Below are 23,043 nucleotides of genomic sequence, written 5' to 3' on the forward strand. Positions count from 1 at the left end.
GGTCCAGCGTTTGATTTCTTCTTCCATCACGATGCTCATGGGGGTGCTCCCTTGGGAAAGTAACACCTGAGCAGGATTTCAGTGGGTCATTACATTTGTGTTTTTTCGCAAGGCCCTCGAATGGAAGTTTATTCCAGCGGCGCTTTTCCAGGCTGTTGTTTTCGGTATCGTCCACTGGCTTGGCGCAGGGGGTGGTAGTGGGGTCGCATTGCAGATCTTCTTAATCACGTTTGCCGGTGGCATCTTGTTCGCGGTATTGGACGCCCAAAGCGGCTATTCTGTCTGGAGTGGCTGGGTTTTTCACGCATCGCTTAACGCCGCATGGACTGTGTTCGCGGTTTCAGATTCAGCTGCAACCGGCTGGCTGGGCAACCTTTTACGCTTGGCGAGCGCTGTGCTTGCGATCCTTTTGCTTTACCTATTTATCCGGCCGCAGCTTAACGCCTCGTCAAAGGCGGAAGGCTTCGCTGCCGCTTAACTCCAGCGATATGTCGATCAACCATCGAGTGCGCAAACGGATACAGCGAGGGATCGCTCTTGCGGCTCTGTTCGGCCTCAGCGCCTGCGCCATGGTCGACGTGAAGCATGTCAACTCGCGCGATTACGTCACCGAGCGCCGCGCCGACGTGTTGGCTTCCGGACACCTCAGCGACAACACAGAGCAGGCACTGAACGTAGTGGCGTTGACCGCGGATGGCTGCGAAAAAGCCTTCGCCCCCTGCTCGGATACCCTGCTCCACTCGTCGGGCCTCGACGAGGAGCAGCGGCTGTCGGCGCTGTCCGAGCTGTGGCTGGCGAAAGCCTTGCGCAGCAAAGGCGCCGCGGCGTCGATGGACGACGCGACGCTCGATGCCTACCTGCAGTCGGCGCGCTACGCCTACGCCTATCTCTTCTATACCGCACGCAAGCCGGCCGACCGGGCGTTCGAGCTGCGCCAGGTGCAGGTGATCGACTTCTACAACTTCGCCGTGCAGCGCGCGGTCACGCGCTTCTTCGAAGAGCTGCCGCGGCTCGGGACTGACTGGACACAGACCTCGCTGGCCGGCTGGACAGTGCTGCATCCGCAAACCGACGTGCGGCTATCGGGCGATGCAAGGGTTCCTATCGAGCTGATTCCGGCGGCCGGCCTGCAGTTCAAGGGCTTGCGTGACACCTATACGCGTGACGGTTTTGGTTCGGAGTTTGTCGCCGTGGCGCCGCCGGATACCGACTCCGATGCCGTGCCGTGGCGCAACCCGGACTACGTCTCGATGACCGGCGCGCTGGTGTTCGACGGCGCCACGTTGAATGACGTGCTGGCCGCCCGGGAGGTGCGACTGCTGGCCAGAGATCCTTATCGCGACGACTCGATCCGGCTGGCCGACCGGGACGTGCCGCTGGCCGCCAACTTCACGGCCGCTTATGGCGTGTGGCTGGCGCGTTCGGGATTCGCCAGCCAGTCGATCCGCTCGCTGCTCGGCCGCGAAGGCGGCATCACCACGCCGCGCGTGCTGCTGATGCAGCCGTACGATCCCAACCGGCTCACCGTGGTCATGCTGCACGGGCTGGCGAGCAGCCCGGAGGCCTGGATCAACGTCTCCAACGAAGTGATGGGCGATGAAAACCTTCGCCGCAACTACCAGGTATGGGAGGTCTACTACCCGACCAACGCCCCACTCGCGGTGAACCTGGCAAACATTCGCAGGGCGCTCGACGCCACGCTGAAGCATTTCGACCCCACCGGCAACGCGCGCGCGTCGAACAACATGGTGCTGGTCGGCCACAGCATGGGCGGCGTGATCGCGCGGTTGCTGGTGTCCACCAGCAACGAGCAGCTGTGGAAGGTGGTGCCGGTGCGCGCCAACCTGTCCGATGCCAAGCGGCAGAAGCTGCGCCAGCGACTGGCGCCGTATCTGCAGTTCACGCCGATGCCGCAGGTGACGCGTGCGGTGTTCATGGCCTCGCCGCATCGCGGCACGCCGCTGGCGCAAGGGCGGCTGGCGCTGCTGTTTCGCGGCCTGATCCGGCTGCCGGCGAACCTGCTGGCGGAAGTGACGAATCTGTCCGATGTGCTGAAAGATGCCTCGACGCCGGGTAAGCCGCTGCGCCTGCCCAACAGCATCGACAATCTCAGTGACAAGGACCCCTTCATCATGGCGACGGAGAACTTGCCGATCTCGCCGCGCGTGCGCTATCACACCATTGTCGGCGTGTATAAATCGCACGGCCCGTTGGCCACCAGCAGCGACGGCGTCGTGCCCTATAGCAGCGTGCATCTGGCCGGCGCCGATTCGGAGCTAGCCGTTCCGTCGTGGCACAGCGTGCAGGAGACACCGGCAGCGATCCTCGAACTGCGCCGGATTCTTCGGCTACAGGAAACGACGGCGCGGTCGGGGATGCTCAGTAGCGGGCGCTGAACTCGCCCGGCTGCCCGCGCGCGATGCGCCCGCGTACCACCAGCCAGTAATATCCCGCCGCCAGCACAAACAGGCCGACGAAAAGACCGAACAGCACGGCGTTGTAGAACACCATGGTGAGCAGGCAGATCAGCGCGGTCACCAGCGCAATCAGGGGAAACCACGGATAGCATGGCGCACGAAAAGGCCGTTCCAGCGCCGGCTCGGTGCGCCGCAAACGCAGCAGCGCCAGCATCGAGATCAGATACAGCACCACCGCACCGAAGACCGACAGCGTGACGATATTGGCTGTCAGCGGCTGGCCGCCGATCTGCACCCAGCGATCGGAATAGATCGCCGCCACGCCGATCACGCCACCGGCCAGGATCGCCCAGTGTGGCGTACGTCGGCGCACGCCCAACTGCGCCAGAACAGTCGGCAAAAAGCCCGCGCGCGCCAGCGCAAAGATCTGCCTCGAATAGCCCATGATGATGCCGTGGAACGACGCGATCAGTCCGAACAGGCCGATCGCCACCAACATGTGCAGCCAGCCGCTGTGGCTGCCGACCACCACTCGCATGGCCTGCGGCAGCGGATCGTTGATGTTCGCCAGCGCGCGCCAGTCGCCCACGCCGCCGGCGAGCAGCATCACGCCGAATGCCAGCAGCGCCAGCGTGGCGATGCCGGCGATATAGGCGATCGGCACCGTGCGCCGTGGATCGCGCACTTCTTCGGCCGCCATCGCCGCGCCTTCGATCGCCAGATAAAACCAGATCGCAAACGGAATGGCCGCGACGATGCCACCCCATGCCTTGCCGTCGAGCGTGGCCTGCCCGGCCCAGCCATTGGCGGTGAAATGCTGCCAGGCAAAATCCGGTGCGACTACGCCCATGAATACCAGCAGCTCGACAATTGCCAGCAAAGTTACGATCAGTTCAAACGTGGCCGCAATGGTCACGCCGGCAATGTTCAGCGCCATGAAAACAACGTACGCGCCAACGGCGACCAGCTTCGGCTCCAGCGCGGGAAACTGCACGTTGAGATACGCGCCGATCGACAGCGCAATGGCCGGCGGCGCAAAGACGAACTCGACCACGGTAGCGAAGCCGGCCACCAGCCCGCCCCAGGGGCCGAACGCCCGATAGCTGTAGGCAAACGGACCGCCGGCGGACGGAATCATCGTGGTCAGTTCGGTATAGCTGAAGATGAAGGTCACATACATCACGGTGATGAATACTGCCGTGACCAGAAAACCCAGCGTGCCCGCGCTGGCCCAGCCGTAGCTCCAGCCGAAATATTCGCCGGAGATCACCAGCCCTACGGCAATGCCCCACAGGTGGAAACCGCTAAGTGTTTTCTTCAAGCCTGCCGCTGTGTTCATCCGAGATGCCTGCCTGTGATGAAAGATCAGGTTTGAGTGCGGTACCCGTCAGCTTGCGCTGACGCGCTTCCTGGGCCAGCCACGCCAGCAGCGTGGCGGCGCGTTCGTAGTCGAGTCCATCGGCATGGATATTCGAGATGCAGTTGCGTAGCGAATCGGCCTGCCCCGGCTGCGGTGACCATGTCAGATAGACGCCTAAACTGTCTGCCACGCTGAGACCCGGCCGTTCGCCGATCAGCACTGCCACCATGCGCGCACCGAGCCGCTGTGCAATCGCATCGCCAAGCCCCACGCGCGCCTGCGTCGCCAGCACGATCGGCGCAATGGCCCAGTCCTTCAGTCGCGCCGTGCAGGCGTCCAGCATCGCGACCGAGTGATGCATCGCCGCACGCGCGGACAGGCCGTCAGCAATGACAAAGACCAGATCATAGTCACCGCGCTCAGCATCGAGTTCGGTTTCACCGTTGCCCAGTTCGCGGCCCCAGTCAGGCCGCAGGAGATAAGTCTGGCGATCGGTGGCGCGACTGCCGACGTCGATGCATTCACGTGGCGCCAGCGCCTTGCGCAGCGCAGGGACGTCCAGCGCCGCGTGCACCGCATCGCGCGCCTGGCTTGCGGCGGCCTGGAATTTCAGCAGTTCTTTTGTCGGCAGCGCATCGCCGGTGCGGCCCAGCCCAATGCGCGCGCGGGTGAACTGGCGCAGACGCGCAAACGGATCGCGCGCCAGATCGTCGACCACGCGTCCGTCAACGGCAGATTCGTCGATGGCGCGCTCGTCGCTCATGCGGTTGGCGCTCCGAGCAGTCGCCGCAGCGGTGCACCGCCCGGCTGCGGCGGCGGCAAACGCCCCCGGCTATCAAGCATGCCCATCTGCGCCAGCCAGCGCTCGAACTCCGGCGCAGGCCTCAGGCCGCGCGCGTGGCGCAGGCCGAGCACGTCATGGAACGACAGGCTTTGATAGTTGAGCATCACATCGTCCGCACCCGGCACCGCGATCAGGAAATTGACGCCAGCGTTGGCCAAGAGATGCATCAGCACATCCATATCGTCCTGATCGGCTTCGGCGTGATTGGTGTAACAGACGTCCACGCCCATCGGCAGGCCGAGCAACTTGCCGCAGCAGTGATCCTCCAACCCGGCGCGAATGATCTGCTTGGCGTCGTAGAGATATTCCGGGCCGATAAAACCGACCACGGTATTGACCAGCAGCGGATCGAACGCGCGCGCCACCGCGTACGCGCGCACCTCCAGCGTCTGCTGATCGACACCGTGATGCTGGCCGGCCGACAGCGCGCTGCCCTGCCCGGTTTCGAAATACATCGCCTGCTGCCCGACGCTGCCGCGCTTGAGCGAGCGCACCGCATCGTGCGCCTCGCGCAGCAGCGAGAGGTTGACGCCAAAGCCGGTATTCGCACCTTCGGTGCCCGCCACCGACTGAAACACCAGATCCAGCGGCGCGCCGCGCTCGATCGCCTGCACCGACGTGGTGACGTGCGACAGCACGCACGACTGCATCGGAATATCGAAGCGCTGGCGCAGCTCGTCGAGCAGCTTGAGCAGGGTGATGCAGTCGGACAGGCTGTCACCGGCGGGGTTGATCCCGATCACCGCGTCGCCCATACCGAACAACAGGCCGTCCAGCACCGCCGCGGCAATGCCGGCCGGATCGTCGGTCGGGTGATTGGGCTGCAGCCGGCTGGCGAGCGTGCCGGGCAGACCGATGGTGCTGCGAAACGCGGTGACCACGCGACACTTGGCGGCCACCGCGATCAGGTCGGCATTGCGCATCAGCTTGGAGACCGCCGCCACCATCTCGGGCGTGAGCCCGGGTGCCAGTGCGGTGAGCGCGGCGGCATCGGCTTCATACGAAAGCAGCCAGTCGCGAAACTCGCCGACGGTAAGGTGCGCGATGGTGGCGAACGCGGCAGCATCATGCGTATCGACGATCAACCGCGTCACCTCGTCGTCCTCGTACGGCACCATCACGCGATCGAGGAACGTTTTCAGCGGCAGGTCGGCCAGCGCGAAACGGGCGGCGACACGCTCCTCCTCGCTCCCCGCCGCGAGGCCGGCCAGTTCATCGCCCGAGCGACGCGGCGACGCGCACGCCATCAGCGCGCGCAGGTCGTCAAAGCGATAGTTCGTTGAACCCACGGCCGCGGTATAGGCCATCGACTTGCCCTCTCGCCGGTCGATTCGATACTAGCGGCCGCTTTGTGCACTGCGCAACGGTGGCGTCTGCAACGATGTGCAAAATCCGGCTCTTACCGTTCGGTTCTACCGCATCAACGCCTTGGCGGCCTCCATTTCCGGATCGCGGTAGCTGGCGATATCGGATGCGCGCGGCTTGACACGAACATCGGGATCGAGCCCGGCATCAGCCAGCCAATAAATCGCAAAGGACAGAATCGATAGCGTCGCCTGGATGGGCAGCACTACATGCGTGTGTCCACCATGGTTCCAGCTCAGCTTGAGCGCCATCGGCAGGCAAAACGCGAAGATGTAGTAAAAGCCCTGCAGAGCCATGGGAACGAAATGCCAAGCCCAACCGGTGGGCAGCCGGCCAGTAGCCAGGCGCCGCACATAAAAATAAAGCAGCGGCCCAAAACCCAGTCGCCAGAAAACGGCGCGAACGAAAGCCATGGATACGCGTCGTAGAGGCCGGCGTAGCCGATAGTAAAAGGCGTGATCAACAACACGACAGCGAGCAAAAGAGCAGCAAGAAACCCGTTGGCCACACGATTGCGCCCGGCCTTCAGTAGCAGCACTGCCACAATCACCCCGTGGACGCTACCCACCAACAGAATCGTGCTCCACAGACCGAAGCGGATCATGATCCAGTCGTTTCCCGAGACGGGATTTCCATAGCCTCTCCCACCACCTTTCTGCGTGCTTTGTTCAATGGCCGCCGCTGAGGAACAAGCAAAGCGATCACGCTATTCGATATGGCCCGTCTCTTCAGGCTCAAAGGCGAGAAGGTGCGGCACCTGCAAGTCGTTGGCTTGCAAAACCACGTCGCATCTTGGCCGAAGGTAACTGCGATGTGGCGCATATCCTGCACGGTTACTGAGCAGGCAAGCGATCCAGCCAGTCGCCCATCTGCTTCATCACCTGGGTACGGGCGGGCTCGGCTTCGTTCATCAGCTCGTGATACAGCGCCGCGAAATGGCGGGTGGTGAGCTGGCCGGTCGATGACGCGCCGGTAGCGAACGCAGTGCTGCCGGAGGGATCGACCAGCTTGTCCGCACCGGCAACCAGCAGCAGGGTCGGCACAGGCAGCTTGGCGGCATCGGCAATGCTGGCCTCACCGGCGCGGAAGATAAAGTCGGCCAGACGCGGCGTAATCTTGCCGAAGACCAGCGGGTCGTTGCGGTAGGCCGCAATGACCGACGCGTCGTGCGAGATATGGTCGACCTTGAGACCGCTGCTCAGCGGCAGATTCGGCAACAGCGATGCCAGCACGTGCGCGAGCTTGCGCATGCCGGCGCCTTCCCAACTGCGCAGTGCTGGCGACGTCAGCATCATGGCGCCGGGTTGGATGCGGCCATCCAGCACCGTGCGCGCGGCGACCAGCCCTCCCATGCTGTGACCCAGCAGCAGCGGCGGACGCGCGTGCTTGGCGGCATAGCTTTTATAGACGGCCGTGAGATCGGTCAGCAGATCGTCTGCATGCGTCAGCGCGCCGCGCGGCCCGGGCGTTTCGCCGTGTCCGCGCTGGTCGTAACTGAGCACGTCGAAGCCCCGCTTGCGGAACCAGCCGGCCACGTGCGCATAGCGGCCGCTGTGCTCACCCAGGCCATGCACGATCAGCACAGCCCGCCTGGCGTCCGCCAGCGGCCAATGGCGAAGGCGCAGCGCGAGCCCATCGGCCATGCGCTGTTCGTCGATACGCCCCTGGTCCTGTTCGCTGGCGGAAGACGCGCCAGAGGTTGCCGCTACGTCCATGGTCGAGCCCGATCCCGAGTCAAAGATGGCGCATCATGCTACGAGGCGCCCTGCCGATGCCACCGCGAACAGCATCGACCACTGCCATTTCACCTGATACGGGCTACTTTCTCGCCGATACCGCCATCAGGAACCTCGCATGGGCTGCCTACCCGTACCGCTGTTTTTTCTCATTGGCTTTGGCGTCGGCTATCTGGTCGACGGCCAACACGGCGCGCTATGGGGCGCCGGTATCGGGCTAGTCGTGGGCGTGATCGGCATGGGCATCATGATCAAGGCGATGCGCGGGAGCGACGGACGCTGAAGCTGGCTGCGGGCAGCTCGACGTTCGCCTCGCCCTCGAACGACGTCGCCGAATGCCCCAACTGAATCCGGTAGCTGCCAGCCGGACGCTGCCAGTTTTTCCGCTGGCCATCGAACGCGGCGAGAATCCACGGGTCGGCGGTGATTTCCACGTGCAGGGTCGCGCCCTTTTTCAAGGTGAGTCGACGCCAGCCGGCCAGGCGCCGCGTGTGATTTTCGCCTGGAAGCGTGACATAGACCTGTGGCACATCGGTGCCGTCGCGAGAACCGCGATTGCTGACATCGAACGCAACGACCAGCTTGCCGTCCGCCCACTTCGCCTTCAGCTTGTCGTAGCCGAAGTGCGTATAGGTCAGTCCGTAGCCGAACGGGAACAGCGGCTCGATATGCTTCTTCTGAAACCAGCGATAGCCGACGTCCGCCCCTTCGATACGGTAATCGACCGTGTCGGCCGGCTGACCCTGTGGCGGCACGCCGATCGAAGCCAGTCCCGCGCCCGGAATCTGCGGCCGCGGCAGCTGCGATTCGTCCTTCGGCCAGGTCATCGGCAAACGCCCCGACGGCAGCACTTCGCCAAACAGCAGCCGGGTGATCGCCTCGCCGCCGCGCGCGCCGGGATACCACGACTCCAGCACCGCAGCAGTTTGATCGAGCCATGGCATGTTTACCGGACCGTTGTTTTCCAGCACCACGACCGTGTGCGGATTGGCCTTGGCCACTGCAGCCACCAGCGCGTCCTGATGGTCAGGAAGCGTCATGTCGGGTCGATCGAACGACTCCGCGTCCCACTGCTCGACGAACACCACGGCCACATCGGCATGCGAGGCCAGCTGCGCGGCCGCCGCGACATCGCGCCCGTCGTTGAACTGCACTTTGCCCAGCACAAGGCGCGCAATCGCCGCCAATGGCGCGGACGGCTGATAGACACGCGGCCCCGGCCAGCCGTCTGGCGGCAAGCCGGGTACGGCGTTGCCCGCGGGCGGGTATACCACCGACGAACCGCCGCCGCTGAGCACGCCCTTGTCGGCATGGCCACCGATCACCGCCATCGATTTGAGCGATGGCGACAGCGGCAGCAGATCGTGCTGATTGCGCAACAGCACGACGCCGGCCTCTTCCGCCTTTTGCGCAACTGCGCCATCGGCTGCAAAATCGATCGGCGCCGCTTTGGCGGGATGATCGATGATTCCCGCGGCAAATAGGCTGCGCAGAATCCGCCGCACCATATCGTCGACGCGGGACTGGGGTACCTCGCCGGAAGCGATCGCTGCACGCAGCGGCTGATCGAAAAACACCTTGGGGTCGAACACCTCGCCTGCCGATTCCTGATCGAGCCCCGCCAGCGCCGACTTGCCCGCGCTATGCACCGCACCCCAGTCGGACATCACATAGCCGGGATAACCCCAGTCGCCTTTCAGCACGGCATTGAGCAGCCAGTCGTTCTCGCAGGCATAGACGGCGTTGTAGCGGTTATAGGCGCACATCACCGAACCGGGATGACCGATGCCGATGGCGATCTCGAACGCCAGCAGGTCGGCATCGCGCGCGGCCGGCTCGTCGATCTGCGAACTCAGCGTATTGCGGCCGGTTTCCAGCGCATTGAGCGCGTAGTGCTTGACCGTGGCGATGACTTTTTGATCCTGCACGCCGCGCACCGCGTTGCCCGCGATCGTGCCCGCCAGCAGCGGATCCTCACCGGCGTATTCGAAATTGCGACCGTTGCGCGGATCGCGCTCCAGGTCGACGCCGCCGACCAGCATCACGTTGAAGCCCTTCTTGCGCGCTTCGCTGCCGATCATCGCGCCGCCGGCGTAGGCGATCTGCGGATCGAAGCTGGCAGCGGTCGCCAAACCACTCGGCAACGAAATGGCGCCACCGCTCTTATCCGCCTTGGCCATACCGAGCCCGGCGTCGGTTTCCTGCAAGGCCGGCAGGCCGAGCCGTGCAATCGCGGGAACATAACCGGCCGATGTCAGCGCGCCGGCGGGCATCGCCCGGCCCTCGCTGGGCTGGCCAAAGTCCGCGCGGATCAGCCGGAATTTTTCATCCTGCGTCATCGCCTTCAGCACCAGCGTGGCGCGCTGATCGGGCGACAGCGAGCTGTTCATCCATGGCCGTGTCGATGATTCGGCCGAGGCAGTAGCGCAGGTCATCGTTGCAACGCTACCGGCCAGAATCCATCCCATTCCCAGGTGTTTAGCGCGAGCCAAATTCGTTTCCTTTCTCGTTCGAGTCACGGCCAAGCATGCCACGCTCAGACGCGTCCGTGAACAAACCACGGCAGGCATAAGCCGTCGACAACAGGCTCTCGCTCAAATGAGCCCGTGACTTGCCTGCCAACCGCTGTCCCGCCACCGAGCAAAGACGCCCCGCCACAAGGTGCGCCATGATTTCACTGCGAAGTACAGGCTAGCTGTCAGAGTGTCGTGAGTATCCGCATAGGTACAAAGCGCCACGCCGGCCGCAGGCAAGCACGCACGCCCCACGTGGTATGCACCCCGCTCTTCGCCCACGCCAGGGGGCGAAAAGCGCGCCGACCCCAGCCTCTGCGACTCGACCTGGCGGATGATCTCGCGCACGGCCCGCGCGTCGCCGAAAATGGCATGACCCAGCAGCGACAGCGTGTGGTCGGCCAGTTCGGTGTCATCGCTGGCGGTCACCACATCGCCATGGGCCGAAATCATGTCGATCAGCTGGTTGAGCGTATCGACCTGCTCCAGCGTCATGCCGAAGGTGTAGCGCTCATCCGTGTCGCCGTACATCGCCTGTGCGGCTTCCGGTGTCGCGCCGGCCACATGTGCGACCTCGCTTTCGGACCGGTAGGCCGGAAAAGAGAGATCGTCCAGCACCAGAGCCACCTGCTCCGCCAGCAACTCCAGGCAGATCGCCACCTGCCCCACGTTGATCTCCGGGATCCATTCCTGCGCCACGTCCGGCGTGCGCGGTTGCGCGATATGCGAAAGGAACTCGGCGTACTCGCGCAGCTTCATCAGCCGGAGCTGGCTGTCTTCCGGCAGAAAATAACCCATCGTTTCCCTATCGTCCGCATCGAACGTCGACATGGTCGCCTCCTGGTTCCATAAAAATGCCCATTCACGGCGTGCTGCCGAACGGGAAGTCGGGAAGTTAGAAACCGCACACCGATGACGGGCTTGTTTCCCTTGCAGGTGCTTTGTTCTCCGCCCTCACGGCGCAGGCATCGCGTCGCTTGCACCGAGAAGGCAGAGAGGACATAGGCACAAAAATCCATCGGTTTATCGGAGAGCGGCACCACTGTTAGAGAAGTTTCTACACGCCTTGAAACCGAGCCTGCTATCGCGGGTCGGTGGTGTTAACCATCGCGCACGAGAGCCCGCGTTCGAAGGCTTCAAACCCCCAAAAGTGCACTGTGCCCCCTGATTTTGGATTTTGCGCTGGAATCGAACACTGGGATAGCCATGAGCCGTACTCCGATAGACGGGCAGGCTCAGCATCACCCCAGCCAGTCGCATGAGCTGCGACTGGTCGAGTCATGACATCCATGCTGTCTTTCATCACTCGATGACAATTATTTCTTCCACCACCACGGTCCCGAGAGATGCGAAGTCGATGAAGGTCGATTCGTCAGGCTTCACCTTTTCGAGATAGTTATTGGAACTGAAGAACGCGTCATGATCTCAGCCGTTGTCAAACCAAATCTCGGTCAAACCGTCATAGCTCGGCTCGGGATAGCTCAGCGCGGACATTTGAATCGTTTGAACGGGACAGCAAAGAAAAAGGCGCCCGAAGGCGCCCAAGTCTTTGTTTGCAATGGAGGCCTAGGTCGGAATCGAACCGGCGTACGCGGCTTTGCAGGCCGCTGCATGACCACTCTGCCACCAGGCCATTGCGTCTTTGCTTTGCGATCATCGGCGCATGCCGATGATCGCAGGTTGCCTCTAAAAAACAAAACCCCGGTAGGCCGAGGTTTCGCTGAAACTGGAGCGGGAAACGAGACTCGAACTCGCGACCCCGACCTTGGCAAGGTCGTGCTCTACCAACTGAGCTATTCCCGCAACTGAGCGGAGAATCATAGCAGAATCATCCCGGCTGTGAATACCCACACGCCGATGATCCCGCCGATTTTTCGCTTTCAACCTCGGAGGTCATGAGGCCTCCTGTAACGACAAAGCCCCGAACCAGTCGGGGCTTTGCTTGAAAACTGGAGCGGGAAACGAGACTCGAACTCGCGACCCCGACCTTGGCAAGGTCGTGCTCTACCAACTGAGCTATTCCCGCATTGCAGCCGCGCATTCTAATACGTGAAGCCGGATCGTCAACCCCTGCAGCACGATATCGCGGTGCCGACAGTTTTCGAAGAGCCACCATGACCTCTCAGGCTTCAGGATCCGTCTTGCTGGAAACGATCGGGGCAGGCACATCGCCGCGCAGCATCGGCCACGCCGCGCGCAGGTAATACACGCCGGACCAGATGGTGAGGATACCGGCGATCACCAGCAGACCTTCGCCGATGTGATACAGCCGCAGCGCCGTGGCCTCCTTCTCGTGCTGCACGATCAATACCACCAGCGCCACCATCTGCATGATGGTCTTGAGCTTGCCGACCAGCGCCACTTTGACCGTCGCGCCCATACCGATTTCAGCCATCCATTCGCGCAGCGCCGAGATGCTGATCTCGCGACCCACGATCACGGCGGACGTCAACGCCAGCAAAATGCTCGACCAGCCGCTGGTCGGATCGGACTCCACCAGCAGGAACAACGTCACCGCCACCATCAGCTTGTCGGCGACCGGATCGAGAAACGCGCCGAAGGCCGAAGTGAGGTTCATCCGGCGCGCCAGAAAACCGTCCAGCCAGTCGGTGATCGCGGCCAGCACGAAGACGATCGCGGCCGTGATGTTGTGGCCCGGAAACGGCAGATAAAACACCGCGACCATCACCGGCAGCAGCGCCACGCGGAAGAGGGTCAGCCAGGTTGGCAGGTTGATACGCATGAAAGGTCCAATAGTTGGCCGCAGTGTCGCATGGCAGGAAGTCAGCGGATGAACAAAAACGTCAGACTGCCGAATGAAAGTGAAAATACACGCGCAGGTCAGGCGTGCAGACTGGCGTAAATGCGCTCGGCCAAGCCGCGATCAATGCCCTTGACCGACATCAGCTCCTCGACGCCGGCCGCTTCGACACCGGACAGGCCGCCGAACGCCTTCAGCAAGGCCGATCGGCGCCGGGCGCCGATGCCGGGCACGTCTTCCAGCACGCTGCGCTCGCGCGCTTTCTCGCGCCGCTTGCGATGGCCGCTGATGGCGAAGCGGTGCGCCTCGTCGCGCACGGCCGCGACCAGATGCAGCGCCGGCGACGACGAGCCCGGATGCAGCTCGCGCCCGAGACTTCCCGCGGCCTTGCGTGCCAGCACCAGGGTTTCTTCGCCGGCGCGTCGACCCGGACCTTTGGCCACGCCGACCACCTCGATGCCGCTCACGCCCAGCTCGCTCAACACGTCCATCGCCTGGGCCACCTGTCCATTGCCGCCGTCGATCAGCAGCACGTCGGGCTTGGCGCCTTCACCATCGGCGACCTTGCGAAAACGCCGGGTCAGCGCCTGATGCATGGCGGCGTAATCGTCGCCGGGAGTGATGCCGGCGATATTGAAGCGACGGTAATGCGACTTCTCCGGGCCTTCGGGTCCAAACACCACGCACGACGCCACCGTCGCCTCACCCATCGTGTGGCTGATATCGAAGCACTCGATGCGTCGCGGCGAAAAATCCAGCTCGAGCACTTTCTTCAGATCCTCGAAGCGCGTGCCCAGGGTCTGCCGGCTGGCCAGGCGCGCGGTCAACGACGCCCGCGCATTGCGCTGAGCCATCTGCAGGAACTGGGCGCGGTCGCCGCGCACGCTCGACTTCAGTTCCACCGCGTGACCGGTCTGCTGTGCCAGCAGTTCGGCAAGAATGTCCTGATCGGCGATCGGCTCGCTAAGAATGAGCTCGCGCGGCACCGGCCGGTCGAGATAGTACTGCGCCACGAACTGCGCCAGCACGTCCGGCGATTCGGCGTCTTCCAACGGCAGCCGCGGAAAAAAGTCGCGCGTGCCCAGGCTGATGCCATTGCGGAAAAACAGCACGCTGACGCAGGCGATACCCGATTCGATACTGCAGGCAATCACGTCCATATCCGCATTGGCGCCCTGCACGTGGTATTGCGCCTGCAGCTGACGCAGAGCAGCGACCTGATCGCGCAGAATGGCCGCGCGCTCGAACTGCAGCTCGCGGCTCGACCGCTCCATCGCCTCGCCGAGCTCGTCGAGCACAGCCTTGCTGCGGCCTTCGAGAAACATCTGCGCGTGGCGCACGTCGCTGGCGTAATCGTCCACGCCGATCAGCTGCACGCACGGCGCCGTGCAGCGGCCGATCTGGTGCTGCAGGCAGGGCCGCGAACGATTACGGAAATAGCTGTCCTCGCACTGGCGCACCTTGAACAGCTTCTGCATCAGGCTGAGGCTTTCGCGCACCGCGTAGGTGCTTGGGTACGGGCCGAAAAATTTGCCCTTGAGGTTTTTTGCGCCGCGATGAAACGCCAGTCGCGGATAATCTTCGCCAGTCGATAGATAGATGTACGGATAGCTTTTGTCATCGCGCAACAAGATGTTGTAGCGCGGCTTGAGCGACTTGATCAGCTGCGATTCCAGCAGCAGCGCCTCGCCCTCGGTCCGAGTCACCGTAATCTCGACGCGCGCGATCTGCGACACCATCGCGGCGATGCGCGGTTCCATCCGCGGCTTCAGAAAATAGCTGCCGACGCGCTTCTTGAGGTTGCTGGCCTTGCCGACGTAAAGCAGCTCGTCAGCGGCGTCGAAATAACGGTAGACGCCCGACGACGAGGTCAGCGTCTGGACAAAAACCTTGCCGTCGAACGGCTGCAGTAGGTTGGCCTGCATGCCGGACTCTAGCGCGTCGCGGCGCGTGATGGTGCAACCAACGGCACACCGCGCCGAAGGCGTTCGATCAATCCATCGACGCCCTGCTCTGCCAGCTTCAACACATGGCGGAACGCATCGAGATCCTCGTAGTAGGGATCGGGAACGATCGGCGGCGCGTATTCATCGAGACCGGCCGCATCCAGAAAAAAGATCGCGCGATCCCTGTACTGAGGCGGGCTGCTTGCACGCAACACGGCGAGATTGTCGTCATCCATCGCCAGCAGCGCATCGAAACGGCGGAAGTCATCGACCGCCAGCTGCCGCACGCGATGATCGCGCAGGCGGTATCCGGCCTCCTCGGCCACGCGGATCGAGCGCTCATCCGCGCCCTGCCCGACGTGCCAGCCGCCGGTGCCGCATGAATCCACCTCGATCGACAGCCCCGCATCAGCGAACCGCCGGCGAGCAACGGCTTCCACCAGCGGCGAACGGCAGATATTGCCAAGACAGACAAAAAGTATCGATGAGGTCATGACGTGGAAGTATTCGGGACAGACGGTGTGATTTTAGATGGGGCCATGCGTGGCGCGGGCAAGGACCGCCAGCCGCGATGCCACAGCATGGCGCAATGCGGCACATCGCCGGCACCGGGCAGGCTAAAATGGGGATCGCCCCACGTCAAAGGAAACAGCGAGTGATCATTCATCCCAAGGTTCGAGGCTTTATCTGCATTACCGCGCACCCCGTGGGCTGCGAGAAGAATGTGCAGGAGCAGATCCAGATCACCGAAGCACTCGGCAAGCCGTCGACCGGCCCCAAACGCGTACTGGTGATCGGTGCCTCGACCGGCTATGGGCTGGCCAGCCGCATCACGGCCGCGTTCGGCTACGGCGCCGCCACGCTGGGCGTGTTTTTCGAAAAGCCCGGCACCGAAAAATGCGGCACGGCCGGCTGGTACAACGCCGGCGCCTTCGACAAGCTGGCCAAGCAGGCCGGCCTGTTCAGCAAGTCGATCAACGGCGACGCGTTTTCCAACGAAGCGCGGCAGCACGCCATCGACATCATCCGCAACGAGATGGGTGGCCAGATCGATCTGGTGGTCTATTCGCTCGCCTCGCCCGTGCGCAAGCTGCCCGGCAGCGGCGAGTTGAAGCGCTCGGCGCTGAAGACCATCGGCGAGGTCTATACCGCCACCACGGTCGACACCAACAAGAACGCGGTGGTCGAAGTGTCGGTGGAGCCGGCCACCGAACAGGAAGTGGAAGACACCGTCGCCGTCATGGGCGGCGAAGACTGGGCGCTGTGGATCGACGCGTTGAGCGAGGCCGGCGTGCTGGCCGACCAGGCAAAAACCGTGGCCTACAGCTACATCGGTACCGAAATCACCTGGCCGATCTACTGGCACGGCGCGCTGGGCCGGGCCAAGCAGCATCTGGATCGCACCGCTGCCGAGTTGCGCGAGCGCTACAAGGCGAAAGGTCTGGACGCCAACGTGGCCATGATGAAGTCTGTCGTCACTCAGGCCAGCGCGGCAATTCCGGTGCTGCCGCTGTATATCGCGCTGGTGTTCAAGGTGATGAAGGAAAAAGGCCTGCACGAAGGCACCATCGAACAGGCCAACCGCCTTTTCCGCGACAACCTGTATCGCGCCGACGGCAAGGCACCGGTGACCGACGACGAGCACCGCCTGCGACTGGACGACTGGGAGCTGCGCGACGACGTGCAGGCACGCTGCAAGGAACTATGGCCGCAGGTCACCACCGAGAACCTGTTCGAGATCAGCGACTACGCCGGCTACAAGCACGAATTTCTGAAGCTGTTCGGCTTTGAGCGCGCGGACGTCGACTATGAAGCGGATGTGCCGACGGTACTGACGTTCGACTGCGACGAGCTCTGATTTGGCAAGTCAGCGCCAGCGCTGAAACCTGCCTGCGCTGCATCCCGGCCAATGCCGGGGTGCAGCGGCTTCGAGTCTGCTGAAGAATCAGGCCTGTTGCTGCAGCCACCGCTCCGCACGCTGCAGGTCGTCCAGCGTATCGATACCCGGAGGAAACGGTTCGGGTGTCATGCGCACTGCGATGGCGTAGCCGTGTTCGAGCACGCGCAGCTGTTCCAGCGACTCGGCCTGCTCCAGCGCCGTGCGCGACAGCGTGGTGTACTGCTTGAGGAACCCCGATCGATACGCATAGATGCCGATATGCCGCAGAAAAGGCAGATCCGGCGGCAGCACGTCGCGATCCACGGCAAACGCGTCGCGTGCCCACGGCAGCGGTGCACGGCTGAAGTACAGCGCCCGACCGCTCGCCGTGCGCACCAGCTTCACCACGTTCGGGTCGAACAGCTCATGCGCGTCACTGATGGGCGTAGCGAGCGTCGCCATCGGCGCGTCGTCCTTGGCCAGCGCCTGCGCTACCTCGCGAATGCCGGCCGCCGGCGCGAACGGTTCGTCGCCCTGCAGGTTCACCACAATGGCGTCGTCGGCCCAGCCGTAATAGGCGGCGCATTCGGCCAGCCGGTCGCTGCCCGAGGCGTGATCCGCACGCGTCATGCAGATATCGACGCCGTACCCGGCCAGCGCGTCGGCGATGCGGGAATCGTCCACCGCCACGACGACCTGAGTCGCCCCCGCCTGCAGCGCGCGCTGCGCCACCCGCACCACCATCGGCACGCCGGCAATGTCACGCAGCGGCTTGCCCGGCAGGCGGGTGGAGGCGTAACGGGCCGGTATGGCGACGATGAAATCAGGCGCGGCGTCAGTCACGGGAGTCTCCCGATAAGTTCGCGTCGCCACATGATCGTGTGAGGCGCATCGCTTCGCATAGCCTACCCAACCGCACGCAGCGCGAAGCCGCAGCCGTTCGCTAACTCGAGAAAACCGGGAAACGACGTGGCCACATGGCTGCAATCGTGGATACGCACCGGCGCCTCGGCGACCAGGCCGGCGACGGCAAAGCTCATCGCGATGCGATGGTCGAGATGCGTCTCCACTGAACCACTGCCAAGCGTGCCGCCGCGGATGATCGCGCCGTCCGGCGTCTCATCGATGGAAGCACCGAGCGCGCGCAGGCCGTTTGCCATCGACGCAATGCGATCGGACTCCTTCACCCGCAGCTCGGCAGCACCCCGGATCGTGGTCGTTCCCGACGCCACCGCCGCCGCAATGAACAGCACCGGAAATTCGTCGATCATGTCGGGCACCAGCGATTCAGGCAGTTCAATGCCGTGCAGTGGCGCGTACCGGACCACCAGATCACCCACCGGCTCGCCGCCGCTCTCGCGCGGCGACTCAATTGCGATATTCGCACCCATCAGGCGCAGCGCGTGCAGCAGGCCGGTACGGCGAGGGTTCAAACCTACTGCCTGCAGCCGCAGCTGCGAACCCGGCACGATGCTGGCGGCGACCAGGAAAAATGCCGCCGAGGAAAAGTCGGCCGGCACCTCGACATCCGTCGCGTGCAGCGCGTGGCCGCCTTCGAGACTGGCGTGACCCGGCGAAAAGTCGATCGGCCAACCGAACGCAGCCAGCATCCGCTCGGTGTAGTCGCGGGTCGGATGCGGCTCGATGATCTCGGTGACGCCTTCGCTGTAAAGACCAGCGAGCAGCAGCGCCGACTTCACCTGCGCACTGGCCACAGGCAGCTCGTAATGGATGCCGCGCATAAGCTGACCGCCATGCACGATCAGCGGCGGCAGACCGTCGCGCGTGTCGATCAGTGCGCCCATCTTCGTCAGCGGATCGGTGACGCGGCGCATCGGCCGCTTCGACAAAGAGGCATCGCCGACCAGCTCGCTGTCGAACGCCTGCCCGGCCAGCAATCCCGTCAGCAGGCGCATGCCGGTGCCGGCATTGCCGCAATCGAGCGGTTCCGACGAGCCGCGCAGGCCACGCAGGCCTGCGCCGTGCACAATGCGCTCGCCCGCCGACGGCGTTTCGATACGCACACCCAGCCGTGACAGCACGGCCGCGGTGGCTCGGGTATCTTCGCCCTCCAGAAAGCCGCGGATATGCGACGTCCCTTCGGCGATCGCAGACAGCATAAGGGCGCGGTGCGAGACCGACTTGTCGCCCGGCACGCGAAGATCGCCATGCAGCGCCTGACCCGGCTGACTGGTCCAGTCAAAAGCGTTCAATCGACGTTCTCCAAAAACAGATTTCGACAACGATCATCCACGCAGCGAGAGCGTGTCATATCAGGGCAACGCCACCGGATACGAACCCAGCACCCGAACGGTGGCCGCCGTCTCGCTGATTTCGCCGACCGCCGCCTGCAGCTTTCCGTCATCGATATGCCCGGACACATCGATGAAAAACGCGTACTGCCATTTGCCCGTATGCGCGGGCCGCGACTCGATGCGGTTGAGGCTGACGTCATGCTTGGCGAACGGGCTCAACACCGCGTAGAGCGCGCCCGGCTGGTCGTTCACGGTGACCAGCAGCGAGGTGCGGTCATTGCCCGACGGAGGAAACAGCGAGCGGCCGATAACCAAAAAGCGCGTGGTGTTGTCGGCGCGATCTTCGATACCGTTAGCCAGCGTCTTCAGCCCGTAAATCTTGCCGGCGGTTTCGCCGGCAATCGCTGCCGCGTCATCCGCGTGACGCGCCATGCGCGCCGCCTCGGCGTTGCTGCCGACCGCGATGCATTCCACGTTGGGCAGATTGATGCGCAGCCAGGTCTTGCACTGCTGCAGCGACTGCGCGTGGGCATAGACGCGCTTGACATCCTCGAGCTTGCCGGCCAGCGAATGCAGGCACTGGTGGACGCGCAGCTCTACTTCGCCGCAGATGGTCGCCTCGGAGGTGAGGAACATGTCCAGCGTAATCTGGATCATGCCCTGACCGGAATTTTCCACCGGCACCACGCCAAAGTCGGCGTGGCCGGCCGCCACTTCCTGAAACACTTCCTCGATGCTGCCCAGCGGCAAGCCGTAGGCGGCATGGCCGAAGTGCTTGCGCACGGCCTGCTCGCTGAAGGTGCCTTCCGGACCGAGAAAGCCGATCTTCAGCGGATCTTCCTGCGCCAGACAAGAAGACATGATCTCGCGAAACAGCCGCACCATTTCGGTATCGGACAGCGGGCCGTCGTTGCGGTCCACCACCATGCGCAGCACGTGCGCCTCGCGCTCGGGTCGGTAATAGTCGATGGCTGAAAGCCCCTCGCCCTTCACCTTCGCCACTTCCTGGGCGCGCCTGGCGCGCTCGGAAATCAGCTGCTGGATCTGCCGGTCGATGCTGTCGATGCGCTCGCGCATTTCGGACAGCGGGGTCTTTGCATCGCTCATCGATTTAGCCGCCTGGAAGTAAAGAAGTCCAAATTACATCAGGCATCTTGCCTGAAACACCCATCTCTTGACCACTCAGCCATGCTGTCTGGCGAAATCACGCATAAAGGTCGTCAATGCCTGCACGGCTTCCAGCGACACGGCGTTGTACAGCGATGCGCGCATCCCGCCCACGGCTTTGTGGCCCTTGAGCGCAAGCAGGCCCGCCTCCTCGGACTGCTTCAAGAAGGAGGCATCCAGCGCGCTGTCCTGCAGGGTAAAAGGCACATTCATGCGCGAGCGCGCCGACACCGCCACCGGATTGCGATAAAAGCCGCCGGAGCCGTCGATGGTGCCGTAGAGCAGTTCGGCCTTGGCACGATTGCGCTCGGCCATCACGGGAAGACCACCCAGCGCGTTGAGCCACTGAAACGTCAGCCCCGCCAGATACCAGCCCCAGGTATTGGGCGTGTTGAGCATGGAATCGTTCGAGGCCTGCTCGGCGAAACGGAAGATTTTCGCCATCGGCCGGCCGGCGCGGGCCAGGAGATCGCGGCGGACGATCATCAGCACCAGCCCGGACGGGCCGATATTTTTCTGCGCGCCCGCGTAAATCAGGCCGAAGCGGGATACGTCCAACGGCTCGGACAGAATGCTCGACGACATGTCGGCGATCAGCGGTACCGAGTCAACCTCGGGCACGCTGTGGAACTCGACGCCGTGGATCGTCTCGTTCGGCGTGTAGTGAACGTAGGAAGCGCCTGGATCGAGCTGCCAGGTATCGCGCGCCGGGATGCTGCGATAGTCGTCCGCTTTGGCGCTGGCCGCGACATTCACATGGATATACGGCGCCGCCTCGCTGATCGCCTTGCGGCTCCAGTGACCGGTGTCGATATAATCCGCCGTGTCGCCGGCGGCCGCGAGGTTCATCGGAATCTGTGCGAAAAGCTGGGTCGCCCCGCCCTGCAGAAACAGCACGGCATAGTCGTCGGAAATGCCGACCAGCGTGCGCAGATCCGCCTCGGTCTGCGCAGCCATCTCGACAAAGCGCTTGCCGCGGTGGGACTGCTCCATCACCGAAGCACCGCTGCCGTTCCACTCCAGCATTTCGCGCTGGGCGCGCTCGAGCACTTCTTGCGGCATGGCTGCCGGACCGGCGCTGAAATTCCAGATTCTGCTCACGTACGCTGGCATCCATCAGGGGTTGAACCGGCATTATGACGCGGCGCGGAACGTGATGGCTAACCGATAAGACGCACGGTAATCCCACGCGACAAACGCTCAACGATGGATCAGCAGCACCAGTGCAATAGCCAGGGCAATCAGCGCGGCGGTGGTAATCAGCCACCAGACCTCGCCGGTTGGACCCGCGGCGGCCTCGGGCAATGTCGGTGGCAACGGCTCGGGCATTACGATTTCCGGCTCGGGCTCCATGCCCGGCGCATCGACCACGAAACGGTGCATGGCTACGCCGATCTGATCGCCGGGCTGCAGGACCACGGAGCGTGCGGTAACGCCGTTCACACGCAGCGGAAAGCGCTCGGAGGACTGCATAGGCTCCAGCATCAGCTGACCATCCTGCCAATGGATGCGCAGCGAAGCCGACTCACCCTGCGGCAACTCCAGCGGATAGCGCCCCTGCGCGCCCAGTTCGAGACTGGACTCCAGCGGCAAGACCCGGCCCGACAGAGGACCGGATACGGCACGCAATGCCACCGTGCATCTGGCCTGCTTGGGCAGTATTGGAGACTGTCGCTGCGAAGGATCCTGATCGTCGCGCAGCAGCATGCGGCAATCGCCGACGCTGATGACATCGCCAGCGCGCAGAAGCGCCTTCTCGCGCACCGGCCGCGCGTTCACGTGAATGCGACTGGCGCTGGGCAGCACCTGCAGCACCAGGCCGCGACGATCCTGCTGAATGCGCAGATGCTTGGGAGCGGCCTGCGTCGCCGCGAGCACCAGGTCATTGTCGGGCGCGCTGCCGATGGTGAGCTGCGCCTGCGTCCAATGAAAATCCTCTCGGGCCACATTGGGAAATTCGATGCGCATGGATCAACCAGTAAATAGACGTCAAAACTTTACCATGCAGTCCGTCACGTCCTGACTCCCAGGCGTCATTAAGATGCCGGTGTTTAAGATAGCTGTTCACTCAAGGAGCCCTTGCATGGCCAAAATCGATATTCGTCGGCCACACAATCTGCCGATGGCCGACGCTCGCACCGTGGTCGACAAGGTCGCGGTGAAGCTGCGCGAGAAATTCGCCACGGAAACCCAGTGGCAGGGCGACACGCTGAAGTTCTCCCGATCCGGCGTGAACGGCACAATCGCGGTGGCGGCCGATGCCGTGGTGGTTCACGCGGAACTGGGGCTGATGCTGTCGCCCATGAAAGGCATGATCGAGCAGGAAATCCGCAACAAGCTGGATGAATACTTCGCCTGACGCCGGTTGCTGACCGCCGCGCCCGAGATTTCATTGCTGATGATTGTTTAACCAAACGCTTATCCATGGCATAATCGGCGGCTTAGCAGCCATAACGGCTGTGCGTGACTACCGGAACACATGGCCAAAGACGACGTCATCGAAATGGAAGGCACGGTCCAGGAGACCCTGCCAAACACCATGTTTCGCGTACAGCTGGAGAACGGGCACGTGATCATCGCCCACATCTCCGGTCGTATGCGCAAGCATTACATCCGTATTCTCACGGGCGACAAGGTCAAGATCGAAATGACCCCGTACGACCTGAGCAAGGGACGCATTACGTACCGCATGAAGTAAGTGACAGCAGCATAAGCCTCGGTCTGCGACCTCAAGGCTCAAGAAAAAGCCGCGCCATGCGCGGCTTTTTGCATTGCTGGTGGAGAACCGAGTCAGGGATGC

The 23,043-nt window shown here is 63.3% G+C and carries 21 protein-coding genes and 3 tRNA genes; 6 read left to right on the forward strand and 18 right to left on the reverse strand.

The genetic code is table 11. The annotated features are described in order from the left end of the window. Window positions 1–97: 97 nt before the first annotated feature. Complete coding sequence (locus tag HDE78_RS19530) at window positions 98–478, forward strand: hypothetical protein (protein WP_179482650.1); 381 nt, start codon at window positions 98–100, stop codon at window positions 476–478. Window positions 479–569: 91 nt separating this feature from the next. Continuing rightward, window positions 570–2,396: an alpha/beta fold hydrolase gene (locus HDE78_RS19535; protein ID WP_255457920.1), complete on the forward strand. Its 1,827-nt coding sequence runs from the start codon at window positions 570–572 to the stop codon at window positions 2,394–2,396. On the opposite strand, the gene eat is transcribed toward HDE78_RS19535, so the two are convergent. The 5 genes from eat to HDE78_RS19560 form a co-directional block, all read right to left on the reverse strand. After that, window positions 2,380–3,756 (reverse strand): ethanolamine permease, encoded by a 1,377-nt coding sequence (gene eat, locus HDE78_RS19540; RefSeq protein WP_179482654.1) that lies wholly within the window; start codon window positions 3,754–3,756, stop codon window positions 2,380–2,382. The genes HDE78_RS19535 and eat overlap by 17 nt on opposite strands. After that, entirely contained in the window at window positions 3,722–4,540 is an 819-nt protein-coding gene (gene eutC, locus HDE78_RS19545; RefSeq protein ID WP_179482656.1) for an ethanolamine ammonia-lyase subunit EutC, read from the reverse strand. Before eutC ends, eat begins: the two co-directional genes overlap by 35 nt. Further along, window positions 4,537–5,928 (reverse strand): ethanolamine ammonia-lyase subunit EutB, encoded by a 1,392-nt coding sequence (locus HDE78_RS19550; RefSeq protein ID WP_179482658.1) that lies wholly within the window; start codon window positions 5,926–5,928, stop codon window positions 4,537–4,539. The genes eutC and HDE78_RS19550 overlap by 4 nt, the downstream gene beginning before the upstream one ends. Window positions 5,929–6,033: 105 nt before the next feature. Continuing rightward, window positions 6,034–6,399, reverse strand: a complete 366-nt coding sequence (locus HDE78_RS19555) for a hypothetical protein (protein WP_179482660.1) — start codon at window positions 6,397–6,399, stop codon at window positions 6,034–6,036. A 420-nt stretch (window positions 6,400–6,819) separates the two neighbouring features. Further along, window positions 6,820–7,701: an alpha/beta hydrolase gene (locus HDE78_RS19560; RefSeq protein WP_179482662.1), complete on the reverse strand. Its 882-nt coding sequence runs from the start codon at window positions 7,699–7,701 to the stop codon at window positions 6,820–6,822. Between the two features lie 139 nt (window positions 7,702–7,840). Between HDE78_RS19560 and HDE78_RS19565 the strand changes: the two genes are divergently transcribed. Next, window positions 7,841–8,005, forward strand: a complete 165-nt coding sequence (locus HDE78_RS19565; protein ID WP_179482664.1) for a hypothetical protein — start codon at window positions 7,841–7,843, stop codon at window positions 8,003–8,005. Here the strand turns inward: HDE78_RS19565 and HDE78_RS19570 are convergent. The 8 genes from HDE78_RS19570 to HDE78_RS19605 all read right to left on the reverse strand — a co-directional run bounded on the left by HDE78_RS19570 (window position 7,974) and on the right by HDE78_RS19605 (window position 15,436). Beyond that, complete coding sequence (locus tag HDE78_RS19570; RefSeq protein WP_255457921.1) at window positions 7,974–10,112, reverse strand: glycoside hydrolase family 3 protein; 2,139 nt, start codon at window positions 10,110–10,112, stop codon at window positions 7,974–7,976. The two genes, HDE78_RS19565 and HDE78_RS19570, sit on opposite strands and share 32 nt — an antisense overlap. 204 nt (window positions 10,113–10,316) lie before the next feature. After that, on the reverse strand, window positions 10,317–11,066 hold the full coding sequence (locus HDE78_RS19575) for a hypothetical protein (protein ID WP_179482666.1): 750 nt from the start codon (window positions 11,064–11,066) through the stop codon (window positions 10,317–10,319). Window positions 11,067–11,794: 728 nt separating this feature from the next. Next, window positions 11,795–11,868, reverse strand: a tRNA-Cys gene (locus HDE78_RS19580). A 94-nt stretch (window positions 11,869–11,962) separates the two neighbouring features. After that, window positions 11,963–12,038: transfer RNA gene (locus HDE78_RS19585), tRNA-Gly, on the reverse strand. 147 nt (window positions 12,039–12,185) lie between these two features. After that, a tRNA-Gly gene (locus tag HDE78_RS19590) sits at window positions 12,186–12,261 on the reverse strand. 96 nt (window positions 12,262–12,357) lie between these two features. After that, window positions 12,358–12,978, reverse strand: coding sequence for a CDP-diacylglycerol--glycerol-3-phosphate 3-phosphatidyltransferase (pgsA, locus tag HDE78_RS19595; protein WP_179482668.1), 621 nt, complete (start codon window positions 12,976–12,978; stop codon window positions 12,358–12,360). A 98-nt stretch (window positions 12,979–13,076) separates the two neighbouring features. Then, the gene (uvrC, locus tag HDE78_RS19600) at window positions 13,077–14,921 is read right to left on the reverse strand and encodes an excinuclease ABC subunit UvrC (protein ID WP_179482670.1); all 1,845 of its coding nucleotides are present in this window, start codon (window positions 14,919–14,921) and stop codon (window positions 13,077–13,079) included. Window positions 14,922–14,929: 8 nt separating this feature from the next. Beyond that, the gene (locus tag HDE78_RS19605; RefSeq protein ID WP_179482672.1) at window positions 14,930–15,436 is read right to left on the reverse strand and encodes a low molecular weight protein-tyrosine-phosphatase; all 507 of its coding nucleotides are present in this window, start codon (window positions 15,434–15,436) and stop codon (window positions 14,930–14,932) included. A 161-nt stretch (window positions 15,437–15,597) separates the two neighbouring features. On the opposite strand from HDE78_RS19605, the gene fabV reads away from it, so the two are divergent. After that, window positions 15,598–16,800 carry an enoyl-ACP reductase FabV gene (gene fabV / locus HDE78_RS19610; RefSeq protein WP_179482674.1) on the forward strand — a complete coding sequence of 401 codons (1,203 nt, stop codon included), beginning with the start codon at window positions 15,598–15,600 and terminating at the stop codon, window positions 16,798–16,800. An 87-nt stretch (window positions 16,801–16,887) separates the two neighbouring features. On the opposite strand, the gene kdsB is transcribed toward fabV, so the two are convergent. From kdsB to HDE78_RS19635, 5 genes are all read right to left on the reverse strand, one after another. Beyond that, complete coding sequence (gene kdsB / locus HDE78_RS19615) at window positions 16,888–17,664, reverse strand: 3-deoxy-manno-octulosonate cytidylyltransferase (RefSeq protein ID WP_179482676.1); 777 nt, start codon at window positions 17,662–17,664, stop codon at window positions 16,888–16,890. A 62-nt stretch (window positions 17,665–17,726) separates the two neighbouring features. Continuing rightward, window positions 17,727–19,034 (reverse strand): 3-phosphoshikimate 1-carboxyvinyltransferase, encoded by a 1,308-nt coding sequence (aroA, locus tag HDE78_RS19620; RefSeq protein ID WP_179482678.1) that lies wholly within the window; start codon window positions 19,032–19,034, stop codon window positions 17,727–17,729. 60 nt (window positions 19,035–19,094) lie between these two features. Further along, on the reverse strand, window positions 19,095–20,183 hold the full coding sequence (gene pheA / locus HDE78_RS19625) for a prephenate dehydratase (protein ID WP_179482680.1): 1,089 nt from the start codon (window positions 20,181–20,183) through the stop codon (window positions 19,095–19,097). Between the two features lie 75 nt (window positions 20,184–20,258). Next, window positions 20,259–21,344, reverse strand: coding sequence for a 3-phosphoserine/phosphohydroxythreonine transaminase (gene serC, locus HDE78_RS19630; protein WP_179482682.1), 1,086 nt, complete (start codon window positions 21,342–21,344; stop codon window positions 20,259–20,261). Between the two features lie 99 nt (window positions 21,345–21,443). Continuing rightward, window positions 21,444–22,211, reverse strand: a complete 768-nt coding sequence (locus HDE78_RS19635) for an FHA domain-containing protein (protein ID WP_179482684.1) — start codon at window positions 22,209–22,211, stop codon at window positions 21,444–21,446. 115 nt (window positions 22,212–22,326) lie between these two features. Between HDE78_RS19635 and HDE78_RS19640 the strand changes: the two genes are divergently transcribed. Further along, window positions 22,327–22,602: a polyhydroxyalkanoic acid system family protein gene (locus HDE78_RS19640; protein ID WP_179482686.1), complete on the forward strand. Its 276-nt coding sequence runs from the start codon at window positions 22,327–22,329 to the stop codon at window positions 22,600–22,602. 120 nt (window positions 22,603–22,722) lie between these two features. Next, a complete protein-coding gene (gene infA, locus HDE78_RS19645; RefSeq protein ID WP_007508585.1) occupies window positions 22,723–22,941 on the forward strand; it encodes a translation initiation factor IF-1 in 219 nt (72 codons plus the stop codon). Window positions 22,942–23,043 lie beyond the last annotated feature (102 nt).

Source organism: Rhodanobacter sp. K2T2 (genome assembly GCF_013408815.1).
GTDB lineage: Bacteria > Pseudomonadota > Gammaproteobacteria > Xanthomonadales > Rhodanobacteraceae > Rhodanobacter.